Genomic DNA, 15,614 nt, shown 5'->3' with positions numbered 1-15,614 from the left:
ATAAGGGGGAAAAAATATGAAACTAATCAAATGGTTAGATGAATATTTAGAAGAATACGTCTTAATTTTGCTTAGCATTTTAACAGTGGTAATCGTTTTCACACAGGTTTTTATGCGATATGTGTTAGGGGATTCTCTTACATGGTCTGAAGAAGTTGCAAGATATTTATTTATTTGGATGATTTATATTGGTGTTAGCTATGGGGTAAAGAAAGGGAAGCATCTTGGTGTGGATGCTTTTCCTATGATGTTTGAAAAGAAGGGGAAACTTATCATAGATATGATAGCGACTATTGCGTTTTTTATATTTGCTGTGGTCATCTCTTATTTTGGATTGGATATTGTCTTAAGAGTTACTAGAGAATCTGCAGCATTAGAAATCCCTATGGGGTGGGTATACGCAGCTCCAGTTGTTGGAATGGTGCTAACTGCGATCCGTTTGGTTCAAAAGTTTATCTGGCAGGTTAAAGAGCTAAAAACAATGAACCGAGCAAACTCAGAGGAACAATCTGACATAAAGGAGGGAATCGCGTGACCAGTTTTATCTTATTTGGAAGTTTCTTTTTGTTTATGATCCTTTCCATTCCAATTGCTATTTCTTTAGGTTTAGCTGGACTGATTGCGGCCCTTTATTCACCAAATATCTCCATAACATTTTTAGCTCAAGGCTTGGTTACTTCGACGGATAACTTTGCATTAATGGCCATTCCTTTTTTTGTTCTTGCTGGCGAAATAATGGGGAAAGGCGGAATTTCAAACCGTTTATTTAATTTGGCGAATGTGTTCGTTGGACGTTTTACCGGGGGATTTGCGATAGCGGCAGTTATTACGTGTATGTTCTTTTCGGCGATATCTGGATCAGGTCCAGCAACAGTAGCAGCTGTTGGAGGGATTATGATCCCAGCGATGGTGGCACAGGGATATGATAGAAAGTTTGCTACAGCCGTCATTGTTACAGCAGGGTCAATGGGGATCATTATCCCACCAAGTATACCAATGGTTCTCTATGGTATATCAGGTAACCAATCAATTGGCGATTTATTTATGGGTGGTATTATCCCAGGGATATTAATTGGAATCTTTTTAATTTCTTGGTGTTACTTCTATTCGAAAAAGAAAGGATATTCAGGTTCAGGTGAAAGTTTCAGCTTTAAAAGAATGCTTCATGTTTTAAATCAAGCAAAATGGTCACTTTTAGTACCCATCATTATTTTAGGGGGTATTTATGGTGGTATTTTCACTCCAACAGAGGCAGCTGTTTTTGGAGTCGTTTATGCAGCATTTGTCAGTCTTTTTTTGCATAAAGAGGTTAAAATTACTCAATTTCGACGAATCATTGCAGACGCAGCAATGAGTTCAGTAGCCATATTGATTATTATTGGAACGGCAAATGCATTCGGTACGATATTAACAATGGAAAAAATTCCACAAGCAATTGCAGAAGCTTTCTTATCGTTGTCTCAGAACTCAATTGTCATTATTTTGTTGATTATTATCATGTTATTAATGATAGGATGCTTTATTGATACTTCAGCAGCCGTTATTATCTTTACACCAATCCTTTTTCCTGTTGCCATTCAACTAGGGTTAGATCCGATTCATTTTGGCATTATTATGATCGTGACATTATCCATTGGTTTTATCACTCCGCCACTTGGAGTAAATCTTTTTGTTGGGGCAGGGATATCAGGATTGAGTATGCCTACATTAGTAAGAGGTGTTGTGCCGTTCTTCTTTATCATGTTGGTTGGCTTAACGGTAATAGCTATTATTCCGCAATTAACATTGCTATTGTTGTAGGCTAATACATTTGCATGGATTAAAAAAAGCTAGTAGTGGCCTTTTTTCGTTGTCAATTTGAGAAAAGGCCTTTTCCATTTTTATGTTGACAATAACTAGAATGGGAAGTAGACTTTCAATTATCGGATTACTTAGTATACAAGTAGACAAATTATTTGAAGAATTTAAAGGAGGAATTTTGTATGGCTTCAATTACATTTTTACATGATAAGGTTACATTAGTAGGAAATGAAGTAAAAGTTGGGGACACAGCACCAGATTTCATCGTCCTTGATAACGAGTTATCTCTGGTAACACTTGAAAACTCTGAAGGAAAGGTTCGTTTAATTTCTGTAGTCCCTTCTATCGACACAGGGGTTTGTGATGCTCAAGCTCGTCGTTTTAACGAAGAGGCTTCTAATTTAGGGAATGTTGAAGTATTAACGATTAGTGTTGATTTGCCTTTTGCACAAAAAAGATGGTGTGGTTCGAATGGACTTGAAAATGTGAAAACTCTATCTGACCATCGTAATCTTTCTTTTGGTGAAGCGTACGGAGTTCATATTAAGGAATTACGCTTATTAGCACGTGCAGTTTTTGTCATTGATTCAAAGGACAAGGTTACATATGTTGAGTATGTAAATGAAGTAACGAATCACCCTAATTATGAAGCAGCAATTGAAGCTGTTAAAGCTGCACAATAATAATCATAAATTTGAACCATGTCTTCTTAATTTCTAGAAAACAATGCAAAGTAAAATGTAGCCTTTCCTCGGTATTAACCTGGGAAAGGTTATTTTTCTATATAGGACCTGAACTAGAAGGTTACATAATAAAATCATTTTTTCTCTAAAAATTTACAGGTATTTTTGTACACTTAGTAGACAAGTGAACCTAGGGTGTGTATACTGAAGTTACAAGTTACTTGTTAGACAAGTGAACAAGTCAAAAATATATTTACTTAAAATCATAATTGGGGTGAGGATATTGATAAATACAAGTATTGAAGAATTAAAAGAAAAAGCGATTGAAATGAGAAAAACAGCTGTAACGATGATTCACAAAGCACAATCAGGACATCCAGGAGGTTCTCTCTCTGCGGCTGATCTTATGACAGCTTTATACTTTAAAGAGATGAATATTGATCCTAAGAATCCTACTTGGGAAGATCGCGATCGATTTGTTCTCTCAAAAGGTCATGTTTGTCCCATTCAATATTCGGCCTTAGCCTTACTTGGTTATGTCCCATATGAAAAGATTTACACGTTAAGAGAGTACGGCTCACCTTTTCAAGGGCATCCAGATATGAAGAAGTGCCCAGGGATTGATATCTCAACAGGGTCACTAGGACAGGGACTTTCTTGTGGTGTTGGAATGGCGATAGCAGGAAAAAGAGATAAAAAAGATTATCGTGTTTTTGCATTGCTTGGTGATGGTGAGTGTCAAGAAGGTCAAATTTGGGAAGCAGCTCAGACGGCTGTAAAATACCAACTTGATAATCTAGTTGTGTTTGTTGATTATAATCGACTACAGATTGACGGTACTTGTGAAGAGGTAATGCCGTTACAAGATTTAGAAAAGAAGTTTGCTGCTTTTGGTTTTGAAACAAAACGGATTAATGGACATTCTATGGAGCAGATTGTAGAAACATTAGATGAAATAAGAGACTCGAAAAACGGTATACCAAAATGTATTGTTCTAGATACAGTGAAAGGAAAAGGAGTTTCATACATGGAGGATGTCGTTGACTGGCATGGGGTTGCTCCAAATGATGAAGAACTTCAACAAGCACTTGAAGAAATCGCAGGGGGGTTAAAATAATGAGTATCATGGAGAAAACTCTAGATATAAAAAAAGCAACAAGAGCAGCCTTTGGTGATGAGATATTAAAACTCGGTAAAGAGAATAAGGATATTTATGTTGTAGATGCGGATATTGCAAAATCTTGCAAAACTATTAATTTTGCAAAGGAGTTACCAGATCAACATATTAATGTCGGAATTGCTGAGCAAAATGCAGCTGGTATCGCAGCTGGTCTTGCAACAACTGGAAAAATCCCTTTTGTAAGCACTTACGCTGTATTTGGTTCGTTAAGAATGGCAGAACAAATTAGACAGGAAGCTTGTTATCCAATGCTTAATGTTAAAATTGCTTGTTCCCACGGCGGATTAACTCCAGCAAATGATGGTGGAAGTCATCAAGCTATAGAAGATATGGGTGTTTATAGAAGTATGCCGAATATGACGGTAATCATGGGTTCTGACTATTACTCTACTAGAAAATTAGTAGAACAAGCAGCGAAAATTTACGGCCCTGTATATCTACGTTTTACCAGAGGGGATATTCCAGTTATTTATGATGAAAATGAAGAATTTACAATTGGTAAAGCGAAGAAATTAAATGAAGGAAAAGATCTTGCCATTATTGCTAATGGTGATACGGTCCATTTAGCATTGGAGGCTACAAGGCTATTAGAAAAAGAAGGCGTTTCTGTCAAGCTATTAGATATGCATACGATAAAACCAATTGATCGAGAGGCTGTTCTTGAATGTTTGGAAGTAGGACGTTTGATTACAGTTGAAGATCATAATATTTTAAATGGATTGGGAAGTGCAGTATGTGAGGTAGCTGCTGAAGAAGGTAAGGGCAAGGTAAGAAGAATCGGTGTTCAGGATCAGTTCGGGGAATCAGCTCCATACGAGAAGTTATTAGAACTTAATGGAATTACGGTTGAAAACATCATTAACACGGCTAACGAATTGCTTATATAAGAAAGAAACAATTAACTATGACTCTAGGAGTGAATGATAAATGTTTGAATTAAAAGATAGAGTAGCTATTGTAACAGGTAGTGGATCACCAAAAGGAATTGGACGTACTATTGCACTAACACTTGCTAAACAAGGAGCTTCAATTGTTGTCGCTGATTTAAATTTAGAAGGAATCGAAGGTACTGTAAAGGCGATTGAAGAAGCTGGAGGAAATGCTTTAGGAGTAGAATTAAATGTTACAGATAAAGATTCTGTAGACGCAATGGTTGAAAAAGTGGTGGAGACTTATGGAAGAATAGATATTCTTGTCAATAATGCAGGAATCTCACAAAAAGTAACCGTTGCAGATATGACAGTGGAAGATATGGCAAGAGTCTTTAATGTTAATATGTATGGATTATTCCTGTGCACCCAAGCAGTACTAGAGCCAATGAAAAAACAACAATTTGGAAGAATTATTAACCTTTCATCTGTTTCAGCTAAAAGAGGTGGTGGAGTATTCGGTGGTGCTCACTATTCTGCTTCAAAAGCAGCGGTGTTAGGTTTCTCGAAGAACCTTGCTCGTGAAGTGGCTTTAGATGGAATCACTGTTAATTCGGTTGCTCCAGGACTTATTAATACTGAAATTTGGAAGGCTCTTCCTGAAGAAGATGCGAAAAAAGTCATTGATGGAATCCCGATGGGAAGACCTGGCGAAACGGATGAAATTGCATCAACAATTGCCTTTTTAGCTTCAACAGAAGCATCGTATATCACAGGCGAGGAAATAGATATAAACGGTGGTTCACACATGGATTAATACGTTTTTATGTAAATTACACAGGCATCCCGGAGGGGATTGCCTGTGTAAAAGTGTTTAATTTACTAAAAATACTTTCTCCAAGTTTAACAGGAAGTATCAATGAGGAGGTGTAATATGAGCTTTAATCCTGTAGCCAATAAAAAACTATATATACAAATCTATTATCAAATATTATCAGAAATAAAGTTAGGCTCATTCGAAATAGGTGATAAACTGCCCTCAGAAAGAGAACTTTGTGAACAGTTCGGTGTAAGCCGTGCCCCCATTAGACAAGCACTCAGTGCATTGGAATTAAATGGTGTCATTTATTCCCGACAAGGCGAAGGCGTGTATGTGAAAAACAAGGAGACAGTAGCTCAAAACTCTCAATCAGCGTTTTTTTTGGAATCAGTCTCACCAGAAGATATTGTAGAAGCAAGAATGAACATTGAGCCGCTCATTATTCAATTTGCAGCCTTAAGAGCAACTGAAGAGGATATTGTGGGACTTCGAGCAACCTTAACAAAGATGGAAGAAGAAACAAAAGCAGGAATTTATGTGCCCGAAACAGATGAAACATTACACAGCCAGATAGCAAAAGCATCTCAAAATGATTTATTTATTCAATTTATGTCGGCTATTAGTAATTCGATGAAGCAACAGGAAATGTGGCATTTTATTCGAGATCGAACGGTAACTAGACCGGATTATAGAGAAATCAATTTTAAAGAACACCAATCACTAATCAAAGCGATCGAAGACCATAATGAAAATGCTGCAGTGGAATTAATGACTACTCATATGCAAAATTTATATGAGAGATACTGGAAGGGTTAAGTAAAATAGTTAACGTTAGTAAATAGAGGTAAAAACTCGTTCTCCACTCAAACTTTTTATAAAAAAAGGAATAATATTTTTAAAGTATTATTCCTACTTTATCTTCACTCTAACTCTCTTTAAATTTCATTATCAAGAAAATGTTAAAGCATCGCTTTAATTCTATTGACAATTAGGGTGAACAAAAGTAAAATTCACTTATAGGTTTACTTAGTAGACAAGTATACAAGTTAGTCATTACACACGAGGAGGGTTATTAATATGGGTACTATTGTTTGCCAGGATTGTTCTAAGACGGTCGATCACTTTCATGATGAAAAGGTAACTGTTCTTTATTCTAAGTGTGATGGCTGTGAGAAGAAAAAAAGAGCTACTTTGGAAAAAAAATAAAACCATTTTTTACTGCAGAAAATGTAAAGGGTTTCAAATGATTATAGGGTAATTTGAAATAGATAATGACGGATTGTTCATGAATCGTATCATGTATCATTACAAGGGGGAAGTAAAATGAAAGTAGCCATTGCATCTGATCATGGGGGGATAAACATTCGGAAAGAAATTATTTCTTTAATGGATGAGATGAATATAGAGTATCTAGATTTAGGGTGTGAATGCGAAGCATCTGTTGATTACCCTGACTATGCGATCCCGGTAGCTGAAAAGGTAATAACGGGTGAAGTAGATCGAGGCATTTTAATCTGCGGAACAGGTATTGGTATGAGTATTGCAGCAAATAAGGTAAAGGGGATTCGCTGCGCCCTTGTTCATGATATGTTTAGTGCTAAAGCAACAAGAGAGCATAATGATTCTAATATTTTAGCTATGGGGGAGCGTGTAATCGGTCCAGGGTTAGCCCGTGAGATAGCTAAGATTTGGTTAACAACCTCTTTTGAAGGTGGAAGACATGCAAACCGTGTAAATAAAGTTGCAGCATATGAAAAGGTATCAATATAAGTAAATCATGAAGAAGGCTACAAGTGTACTTGTAGCCTTCTTCATGATTGTAATAAAAAATCGGGGAGAATTTAACCTGCTTCCGTCTCACTTACATAATCTATGTAGATAGTGGGGAGTTCTACAGGTATGCCACTCACTCATAAAAAGCATACATATTTTCATTTCTGTTAGTATTGCCCTTTAAAATAGAAAAGCTTATAATTAAATATGTTTATAAAAATATAATCATTAAAAGAATAATTATTGAGAGAAGTGATTATTATTAGCTTTAATCGAGTATCCAGTAATAAATTATATATACAAATTTATAATCAAATTCTTTCTGAAATTCAATCCGGTACGTTCAATATTGGAGATAAATTGCCTGCAGAAAGAGAACTATGTGAGCAGTTTGGAGTAAGCCGTGCACCTGTAAGACAAGCACTAAGTGCCCTAGAATTGAATGGTCTAATTTATTCACGTCAAGGAGAAGGGGTTTACGTTAAAAATACCCAAACATCTACTGAAACATCCCAATCAGGTAATATGTGGGATTCAACTTCTCCAGAAGATATTGTTGAGGCAAGAATGAATATTGAGCCTCAAATTATTAAATATGCGGCGTTACGAGCTACGGATGAAGATATTAACGAGCTTCGTATGATAATTAAGAAGATGGAAGAAGAAACAAAGGATGGCATATATGCTCCGGAAACAGATGAGGCATTACACTACGCAATAGCAAAGGCTTCTCACAATGATCTATTTGTTAAAATTATGTCAGCTATAAGCAGTGCAATGAAACAACAGAAAATGTGGCAATTTATTCGAGATCGTACTGTGACTCGACCAGATTATAGAGAAGTAAACTTTAAAGAGCATCAAATGATCATAAAGGCCATAGAAGATCACAATGAAAAAGAAGCCGTAAAATTAATGACTTCCCATATGCAAAATTTGTACGATAGATATTGGAAGGACTAATAAAGTTATAAGACAAAAGGAATGAACGGAACAAGAAGCCATTTTCTTGTTCCGTTCATTCCTTTTTTTAGTCAATTATCAAACTAAATGTATTGCTAATCTATATGTTAGTTACATTCAAATTAAGATTTATAAATTAATTGATTGACATCAATGCACTCTAAACGTATACTGTGATTATAAGGTCACTTAGTAGACAAGTGGTCAAGGATACAACAATTGGAAGCAACGGCTTTTTCCTTTAGTTTGAAATGTAGCTGTCTAAATTGGGTTTGTTTCCGATATCGCTTTTATGCTAGTTAAATTTTTAATGTATATTGAAAGCGTTTTCTTTGTCGGTTTTCTACCTTTTAAAAAAAGAGTTAAAGACTGGAGGGATTATTTTGAAAGTAGCTTTGTTTGACCGGAACAATCATATGACATTACTAGAAAAAGAGATGCCGAAACTTGAAGATCACGAAGTACTAATTCAAGTCATCAAAGCGGGGATTTGTGGTTCTGATGTCCACGCCTATATGGGAAATCATCCTTTTCGCTTTCCTCCAAGCATATTAGGCCATGAAATAATTGGCAGAGTTAAAGAAATTGGTGATAACGTAACTAGTCGGAAAATTGGAGACATAGTGACCATTGAACCACAAAGTAGCTGTGGTTATTGTCAACCATGTAGGGAAGGTCACTACAACTTATGTAAAGATAAAGTTGTCCTTGGAACTCCGAAATGGGATGGAGGATTTGCAGAGTATATGGTGGCTCCGGAGCGAACTGTATATACGATCCCAGATACAGTTTCTCCTGAACTAGCAGTCTTGACAGAGCCATTAGCTGTAGGGGTTCATGCAGTGAATGTTGCGGATGTAAGAAATGGTGATAAAGTAGCCATTCTTGGCTCTGGACCTATTGGACTTATGACAGCGATTGCAGCGCATGATAAAGGAGCTACAACCATTTGTTTAACAGATGCAATAGATGTCAATTTGGAAGTAGCGAAAACACTATGTGCTACAGATGTAGTAAATATAACTAAGCAATCATTAAAACAGTATGCCTCAGATTATATTGGTGAATTTGATCATGTTTTCCTTTCAGCTGGTCATGAATCTGTCATTAAAGAAGCGTTCTCAGTCATTAAAAGAAAAGGGAAAGTTATTTCCATTGCTTTGTTTGAGGAAAAGATAGCCATTGATTTAAATGCACTAATGATTACGGAAACGCAAATGCTTGGCTCAGCAATGTATGTTAAAGAAGATTTTGAAACAGCAATTAACTTAATAGCAAGTAAACGATATCAAATGGAATCACTTATCACACACCGATTTGATTTTAATGAGATCAGTCGGGCGATGGAAGTGGCTTTAACTAAAGAAGGTTATCCTATCAAGATAATAGTAGATTTTTAATAAAGTTACCTTTTTTAAGCTGTACACTTTTTAGAAAAATAGGTGTTTTACATATCTATTTTTATATAAAACAAAATGTAGGGGGAATAAAAAATGAATAAACGAAGTAAGGGTTTTATCTCTATGATTTTAATTGTCATGATTTCTCTATTAGCAGCATGCGGGGGAGAACAAACAACGAACGAGACCGAATCTGAGATTGAGATAACAAGTGATAGTAGTGGAGAAGAAGTTAAGATTAAATTTGCACATAGTGCAGCTGAATCAAATTCAAGACATGAGGCTGCATTGAAATTTAAATCATTAGTTGAGGAAAAGTCAGACAACCAAATCACTGTTGAGGTATTTCCAAATGAAGTATTAGGAAGCGAACCGCAGATGGTGGAAGGGGTTGCATTCGATGATATTCAAATGGTAGCAGCGAGCACGTTTGCACAATATGAGCCTAAAGTGGATGTTTTTGGATTGCCGTTTTTATTTGAAACAAATGAGCAAGCTTGGGAAGCATTAGATGGTGAGATTGGGCAGGCAGTATTTGAACCGTTATTAGATGATAACTTAAGAGTGTTAGGTCATTTAGAAAATGGATTTAGACATGTTACAAATAGTAAAAAACCAATTGAAACAGTGGAAGATTTAAAAGGAATGAAAATCAGAACACCTGAAATGCCTATTCTAATCAGTATCTTTAGGGCTCTTGGATCGAACCCTACTCCGATGGCGTTTGGTGAATTGTATATGGCATTGCAACAAGGTACGGTTGATGGGCAGGAAAATCCTATTTCCAACATTCACGCAAGTAAGTTCTCTGAAGTCCAGGACTACTTAAGCTTAACGGGACATTCTTATGCCCCAACAACGATAGCGATTAGTGATCAATTCTGGAACACTCTAACACCTGAACAACAAGAGATTATCCAGTCAAGTGTAGTGGAGACTTCTGAGTTTCATAGAAATAAAGTTAAGGAAGATGAAGCTACATTACTTGCTGAATTAGAAGAAGCAGGAATGAAAGTGAACCGTCCTGATATTGCATCGTTTAGAGAAGCATCACAAGCAGTCTATGCAGAGTATGAAGATGTTTATGGAAAGGATCTTATTGATAGTATTCTTAATGCTCAACAATAGTTCAATTGAAAAGCAGAATCTATCCTAACTATATCTTAGGTAGGTTCTGCTTTTTCATCAGAGGGGGCCAATTATGAAAGTTTTACATTGGTTAGATAAGAACATAGAGTCGTTTATACTTACAGTTTTAAGTATTCTCACTGTTGTCGTTGTTTTCGTGCAAGTCTTCATGCGCTATATTCTTGATTCATCTTTAGTTTGGTCAGAAGAACTAGCTAGATATGCATTTATTTGGTTGATTTATATCGGAGTCAGTTATGGAGTGAAAAGACAAGCGCATATTAAAGTAGATGCATTTGCTTTACTATTTAAACGGAAAGGCCAATTAGTATTAGGCATCTGTGCAAATCTAACATTCTTCATTTTTGCTGTTCTGCTTGCTTACTATAGTTTTGAGGTTGTGGCCAACATGACACGGAGTTCCCCGGCAATGAATCTTCCAATGCAATGGGTCTATGCAGCTCCGATGGTTGGATTATTATTAACTGCGATTAGAATCATTCAGCAAATGAAAATTCAAATTCAAACATTTAAATCTGAGGAGTAGGTGGTAGTATGACTGCACTTGTGTTATTTGGGAGTTTTGCGTTTTTTCTACTCCTAACAGTACCGATTGGCATTTCGCTTGGATTAGCGACACTTTTGACAATTATCTTTGCTGATGTAGTTTCTATTCAATATCTTGCACAAAGTTTAGTTCAATCTACAGACTCTTTTCCATTAATGGCCGTTCCATTCTTCATATTAGCGGGCGAAATAATGGGAAAAGGAGGAATTTCAGAACGGCTTTTTAAATTAGCAAATGTTTTTGTAGGGAATCTTACTGGAGGTTTTGCTATAGCAGCCGTTTTAACTTGTATGTTTTTTGCTGCTATTTCTGGGTCAGGTCCTGCTACCGTTGCCGCAGTAGGAGGCATTATGATCCCTGCAATGGTAGGGTATGGATACGATAAAAAATTTGCGACTGCGGTAGTTGTAGCAGCTGGTTCATTAGGTATTATTATTCCGCCTAGTATCCCGATGGTTATTTATGGGGTTGCTGGAAGCGTTTCGATTGGAGATATGTTTATAGCAGGGATTTTACCAGGTATTCTTGTTGGGGTCGTTATGATGGTATGGTGTTACATTTATTCGAAGAAGAAAAATTACAAAGGAAATGGAGAAAAATTCACGTTAAAAAGAGTCGTAATAGCTGTTAATGAAGCAAAATGGGCAATACTTATCCCTGTGATTATTTTAGGTGGGATATATGGAGGTATTTTCACCCCAACAGAAGCTGCAGTAGTAGCAGTTGTGTATGCGACAGTGGTAAGTGTTTTTGTTTACAAGGAATTATCCATAAAGAAATTTCCTAAAGTTATACAAGATGCTGCTCTTACTTCTGCAACTATTTTAATTATTATCGGAACTGCCAATGCATTTGGAAGAATACTAACGTTGGAACAAATCCCGAAAATGGTTGCAGACCTTTTGTTAAGTATTTCTTCGAACCCGATCATTATTATGTTATTTTTAATTATTTTACTTTTATTTGTTGGTATGGTCATGGATACAGTCGCAGCGATTATTATTTTAGTTCCAATTTTATTGCCAATTGCGATAAGTATAGGAGTGGATCCAATTCATTTCGGGATTATTATGATTATAAACTTAGCGATTGGTTTTATTACGCCACCAGTAGGGGTCAACCTATTTGTTGGATCAGGAATTTCAGGATTAAGCATAGAAACGTTAGCAAGAGCGACAATGCCTTTTTTTATTGCGATGATTTTAAGTTTAGCTGTTGTAACACTTATTCCTGAGCTATCTTTATTTTTAACAGACTTCTTTAGATAGGGGAGATAGATTTGGAATACCGTACAGTTGGAAAAACAGGAGTAAAGGTATCAAGTTTGTGTTTTGGAACGATGTCATTTGGAGGAGGTGCCGACAAAGAAACTTCGAGGGAAATGTTTTATCGAACACGTGAAGCAGGAATTAACTTTTTTGATTGTGCCAACTCCTATTCTAATGGGGCAGCAGAGGAAATCTTAGGGGAGTGTATCTCTGATTGTCGAGATGAGATGATCCTTTCGAGCAAAGTATATAATCCAATGAGCACCGACATAAATGCTAGAGGGTTATCGCGCCGCCAGATTATGCTCGAAGTGGAAAATAGTTTAAGAAGATTGAAGACCGATCGAATTGACTTTTATTTTGTTCACCAGTTTGATCCAACGACACCTATGGATGAAACGTTAAGGGCATTAGATGATTTGCAGTCTCAAGGGAAAATCTTGTACCCGGCAGTAAGCAATTGGGCAGCATGGCAAATTGCAAAAGCACTCGGGATATCTGCAAAAGACCAATTAGCTCGGTTTGAATTAATTCAACCAATGTACAATCTGGTAAAACGCCAAGCAGAAGTAGAAATCTTACCACTCGCTCAATCTGAACAAGTAGGTGTGATTACCTACAGTCCTCTTGGTGGTGGCTTATTAACAGGGAAATATGGCGTAGATAAAAGGCCAGCATTGGGGAGATTGGTGGAAAACGCGGCGTACACAAAACGTTATTCCGATCAAAGCAACTATGAAGTGGCTGAGCTGTTTTCTGCACATGCTGAAGAAAGAGGAATCCATCCAGCTTCACTTGCCATCTCATGGGTGATGTCTCATCCAGGAGTAACAGCCCCTATTATAGGTGCAAGAAATCTTGAACAATTGAACGCTGCCTTGGCATCCCTAGAAATTAAGATGACCAAAGAATGGCGTGAAGAGATTACTAGATTATCTGTTGCACCACCACTTGCTACAGACCGAACGGAGGAGATGTTTTAGAACTCTTCCCTTTAAAAAAGTAATAGGGACTTTCTCTATTACTTTTTTTCTTTTATATGGTGTGTGATTTCGCTCATTTAAACAAGGGTATTGTTACCAACTTATTATTGACAACAATGATTTCCAAAAGTAAACTCTACATAGGGTACTTGGTATACAAGTATACAAATTAAGGGTAAAGAAGTAGTGATTTATAAAACATAAATCTACTTTATTTTAAGGTATACCGATTTTTACCATCTATAGATTAAATCAGAAGTTTGGAGGATAAGTATGAAAAAGGTAGCCGTTTTAACAAGTGGTGGGGATGCCCCTGGAATGAATGCATCTATTCGAGCAGTTGTTAGACATGGTATTTATAATGGCCTTGAAGTTTATGGGGTCAGACATGGGTACACAGGACTTATGGATGGTGATTTTCATAAAATGGAACTCGGTAGTGTGGGAGATATCATTCACCGTGGCGGAACGATTTTAAGGAGTGCTCGTAGTGAATTCTTTAAAACAACCGCAGGCCAGCAAAAAGCAATACAATCATTAAAGAAAGCCGGTATTGATGGATTGATTGTGATCGGTGGGGATGGGTCATTTATAGGTGCAAGTAAATTAACAGCCCAAGGGTTTCCTACAATTGGGATTCCTGGAACAATAGATAACGATATTGCTGGTACCGACTATTCGATTGGTTTTGATACAGCTATTAATACGGTTGTGGAAGCCATTGATAAAATAAGGGACACTGCCTATTCTCATGAACGGATCTGTATTATAGAAGTAATGGGCCGCCAAGCTGGTGATATTGCCTTATGGACAGGCTTATGCTCTGGTGCAGAATCTATTATTATTCCAGAAGTATCATATCAACTACATGATGTTCTCACTCGAATAAAAAAAGGACAAGAACGTGGGAAAATGCATAGTATTATCGTTTTAGCAGAAGGTGTTTGTACTGGAGAAGAACTTAAAAAGAAGCTTCATGAAAAATTAAATCTAGAGTCAAGGGTAGTAGTTTTAGGTCTGCTCCAGCGGGGTGGAACGCCTACTGCTTACGATCGAATGATGGCTAGCAGGATGGGGGCTAAAGCTATCGATCTATTAATAGAGGGTGAAAAAGAAGTAATGGTTGGGTGGAAAGATTGTCAACTCATTCATTTGCCTTTTGAGAAAGCAGCAGAAGAAAAACACATTTTGAATATGTCAGATTATGAATTAGCCAGAAGTTTATCAATTTAACTATAGTTTTTAGTGAATAGTGAAATAATTGCTAATTAATTTTATTTTTACTAAGGGGGATTTAAAATTGGCTTTAGAATCTATGAAAGACATGTTAAATAAGGCATTAAAGGAAGGGTACGCTGTTGGTCAGTTTAATATCAATAACTTAGAATGGACGCAAGCGATATTAAATGCTGCCCAAGAAGAGAGGTCGCCTGTAATCCTTGGAGTATCTGAAGGTGCAGCTCGTTATATGGGAGGATTTAAAGTTGTTACAGCAATAGTAAAAGCTCTTATTGAGGAATCGCAAATAACTGTCCCAGTAGCCATTCATTTAGACCATGGTTCTAGTTTTGAGAAGTGTAAAGCAGCAATTGATGCTGGATTCACATCCGTAATGATTGACGCTTCTCATTCTCCATTTGAAGAGAATGTAAAAATAACAAAGCAAGTTGTTGAGTACGCCCATAAACGGGGAGTATCGGTAGAAGCGGAGCTAGGCACAGTTGGTGGGCAAGAGGATGATGTAGTGGCAGAAGGTGTTATTTATGCTGATCCAAAAGAATGTCAAGAACTTGTCAAACAAACAGGGATAGATTGTCTAGCACCAGCATTAGGTTCTGTTCATGGTCCTTACAAAGGTGAGCCTAAGTTAGGGTTTAACGAGATGGATGAGATCTGTAAAACGATTGATTTGCCATTAGTATTGCATGGTGGTACTGGTATTCCGACTGAACAAATTCAAAAAGCCATATCATTAGGAACTGCAAAAATTAACGTTAACACAGAAAACCAAATTGCATTTACTCAGGTTGCGCGTGAAGTTTTAAGTAGCGATAAAGAAGTATACGATCCACGTAAATTTATAGGACCAGGTAGAGAGGCTATTAAAGAAACAGTTATTGGAAAAATGCGTGCATTTGGATCTTCCGGTAAATGTTAGTAAAGGGTTTGGCGACTAGAA

At 36.8% G+C, this 15,614-nt stretch carries 17 protein-coding genes; all 17 read left to right on the top strand.

The annotated features are described in order from the left end of the window. Window positions 1–16: 16 nt before the first annotated feature. A complete protein-coding gene (locus N0O92_RS18000; protein ID WP_315616054.1) occupies window positions 17–535 on the top strand; it encodes a TRAP transporter small permease in 519 nt (172 codons plus the stop codon). Then, the gene (locus tag N0O92_RS17995; protein WP_315616053.1) at window positions 532–1,800 is read left to right on the top strand and encodes a TRAP transporter large permease; all 1,269 of its coding nucleotides are present in this window, start codon (window positions 532–534) and stop codon (window positions 1,798–1,800) included. Before N0O92_RS18000 ends, N0O92_RS17995 begins: the two co-directional genes overlap by 4 nt. A gap of 182 nt (window positions 1,801–1,982) precedes the next feature. Beyond that, a complete protein-coding gene (gene tpx / locus N0O92_RS17990) occupies window positions 1,983–2,483 on the top strand; it encodes a thiol peroxidase (RefSeq protein WP_315616052.1) in 501 nt (166 codons plus the stop codon). Window positions 2,484–2,766: 283 nt separating this feature from the next. Beyond that, window positions 2,767–3,600, top strand: coding sequence for a transketolase (locus N0O92_RS17985; RefSeq protein ID WP_315616051.1), 834 nt, complete (start codon window positions 2,767–2,769; stop codon window positions 3,598–3,600). Beyond that, a complete protein-coding gene (locus N0O92_RS17980) occupies window positions 3,600–4,550 on the top strand; it encodes a transketolase family protein (protein ID WP_315616050.1) in 951 nt (316 codons plus the stop codon). Before N0O92_RS17985 ends, N0O92_RS17980 begins: the two co-directional genes overlap by 1 nt. 40 nt (window positions 4,551–4,590) lie before the next feature. Then, on the top strand, window positions 4,591–5,349 hold the full coding sequence (locus N0O92_RS17975; RefSeq protein WP_315616049.1) for an SDR family NAD(P)-dependent oxidoreductase: 759 nt from the start codon (window positions 4,591–4,593) through the stop codon (window positions 5,347–5,349). 117 nt (window positions 5,350–5,466) lie between these two features. Next, window positions 5,467–6,168 (top strand): FadR/GntR family transcriptional regulator, encoded by a 702-nt coding sequence (locus N0O92_RS17970; protein WP_315616048.1) that lies wholly within the window; start codon window positions 5,467–5,469, stop codon window positions 6,166–6,168. Between the two features lie 261 nt (window positions 6,169–6,429). Next, entirely contained in the window at window positions 6,430–6,558 is a 129-nt protein-coding gene (locus N0O92_RS17965; protein WP_315616047.1) for a GapA-binding peptide SR1P, read from the top strand. Window positions 6,559–6,675: 117 nt separating this feature from the next. Beyond that, entirely contained in the window at window positions 6,676–7,122 is a 447-nt protein-coding gene (gene rpiB, locus N0O92_RS17960; protein ID WP_315616046.1) for a ribose 5-phosphate isomerase B, read from the top strand. Window positions 7,123–7,377: 255 nt separating this feature from the next. Beyond that, window positions 7,378–8,088 carry a FadR/GntR family transcriptional regulator gene (locus N0O92_RS17955; protein WP_315616096.1) on the top strand — a complete coding sequence of 237 codons (711 nt, stop codon included), beginning with the start codon at window positions 7,378–7,380 and terminating at the stop codon, window positions 8,086–8,088. 383 nt (window positions 8,089–8,471) lie between these two features. After that, window positions 8,472–9,488: a zinc-dependent alcohol dehydrogenase gene (locus tag N0O92_RS17950; protein WP_315616045.1), complete on the top strand. Its 1,017-nt coding sequence runs from the start codon at window positions 8,472–8,474 to the stop codon at window positions 9,486–9,488. A 93-nt stretch (window positions 9,489–9,581) separates the two neighbouring features. Then, on the top strand, window positions 9,582–10,616 hold the full coding sequence (locus N0O92_RS17945) for a TRAP transporter substrate-binding protein (protein ID WP_315616044.1): 1,035 nt from the start codon (window positions 9,582–9,584) through the stop codon (window positions 10,614–10,616). 73 nt (window positions 10,617–10,689) lie between these two features. Further along, window positions 10,690–11,163 carry a TRAP transporter small permease gene (locus tag N0O92_RS17940; protein ID WP_315616043.1) on the top strand — a complete coding sequence of 158 codons (474 nt, stop codon included), beginning with the start codon at window positions 10,690–10,692 and terminating at the stop codon, window positions 11,161–11,163. Window positions 11,164–11,171: 8 nt separating this feature from the next. After that, a complete protein-coding gene (locus N0O92_RS17935) occupies window positions 11,172–12,452 on the top strand; it encodes a TRAP transporter large permease (protein ID WP_315616042.1) in 1,281 nt (426 codons plus the stop codon). Between the two features lie 11 nt (window positions 12,453–12,463). Next, window positions 12,464–13,435: an aldo/keto reductase gene (locus N0O92_RS17930; protein ID WP_315616041.1), complete on the top strand. Its 972-nt coding sequence runs from the start codon at window positions 12,464–12,466 to the stop codon at window positions 13,433–13,435. A 273-nt stretch (window positions 13,436–13,708) separates the two neighbouring features. Further along, window positions 13,709–14,668, top strand: a complete 960-nt coding sequence (pfkA, locus tag N0O92_RS17925) for a 6-phosphofructokinase (protein WP_315616040.1) — start codon at window positions 13,709–13,711, stop codon at window positions 14,666–14,668. A 67-nt stretch (window positions 14,669–14,735) separates the two neighbouring features. Beyond that, window positions 14,736–15,593 carry a class II fructose-bisphosphate aldolase gene (locus N0O92_RS17920; protein ID WP_315616039.1) on the top strand — a complete coding sequence of 286 codons (858 nt, stop codon included), beginning with the start codon at window positions 14,736–14,738 and terminating at the stop codon, window positions 15,591–15,593. The last annotated feature ends 21 nt before the right edge of the window (window positions 15,594–15,614 follow it).

The organism is Alkalihalobacillus sp. MEB130 (assembly GCF_032335535.1).
GTDB lineage: Bacteria > Bacillota > Bacilli > Bacillales > Bacillaceae_D > Halalkalibacter.
Note: the sequence above shows the minus strand (reverse complement) of the source record. Positions and strands in the feature narration are given on the sequence as shown.

Bases quoted from the DNA above. Each gene is read 5' to 3' on its own strand.
- N0O92_RS18000 (WP_315616054.1), top strand. From the start codon at position 17: ATGAAACTAATCAAATGGTTAGATGAATATTTAGAAGAATACGTCTTA.
- tpx (WP_315616052.1), top strand. From the start codon at position 1,983: ATGGCTTCAATTACATTTTTACATGATAAGGTTACATTAGTAGGAAAT.
- N0O92_RS17980 (WP_315616050.1), top strand. From the start codon at position 3,600: ATGAGTATCATGGAGAAAACTCTAGATATAAAAAAAGCAACAAGAGCA.
- N0O92_RS17975 (WP_315616049.1), top strand. From the start codon at position 4,591: ATGTTTGAATTAAAAGATAGAGTAGCTATTGTAACAGGTAGTGGATCA.
- N0O92_RS17970 (WP_315616048.1), top strand. From the start codon at position 5,467: ATGAGCTTTAATCCTGTAGCCAATAAAAAACTATATATACAAATCTAT.
- N0O92_RS17965 (WP_315616047.1), top strand. From the start codon at position 6,430: ATGGGTACTATTGTTTGCCAGGATTGTTCTAAGACGGTCGATCACTTT.
- rpiB (WP_315616046.1), top strand. From the start codon at position 6,676: ATGAAAGTAGCCATTGCATCTGATCATGGGGGGATAAACATTCGGAAA.
- N0O92_RS17945 (WP_315616044.1), top strand. From the start codon at position 9,582: ATGAATAAACGAAGTAAGGGTTTTATCTCTATGATTTTAATTGTCATG.
- N0O92_RS17940 (WP_315616043.1), top strand. From the start codon at position 10,690: ATGAAAGTTTTACATTGGTTAGATAAGAACATAGAGTCGTTTATACTT.
- N0O92_RS17935 (WP_315616042.1), top strand. From the start codon at position 11,172: ATGACTGCACTTGTGTTATTTGGGAGTTTTGCGTTTTTTCTACTCCTA.
- pfkA (WP_315616040.1), top strand. From the start codon at position 13,709: ATGAAAAAGGTAGCCGTTTTAACAAGTGGTGGGGATGCCCCTGGAATG.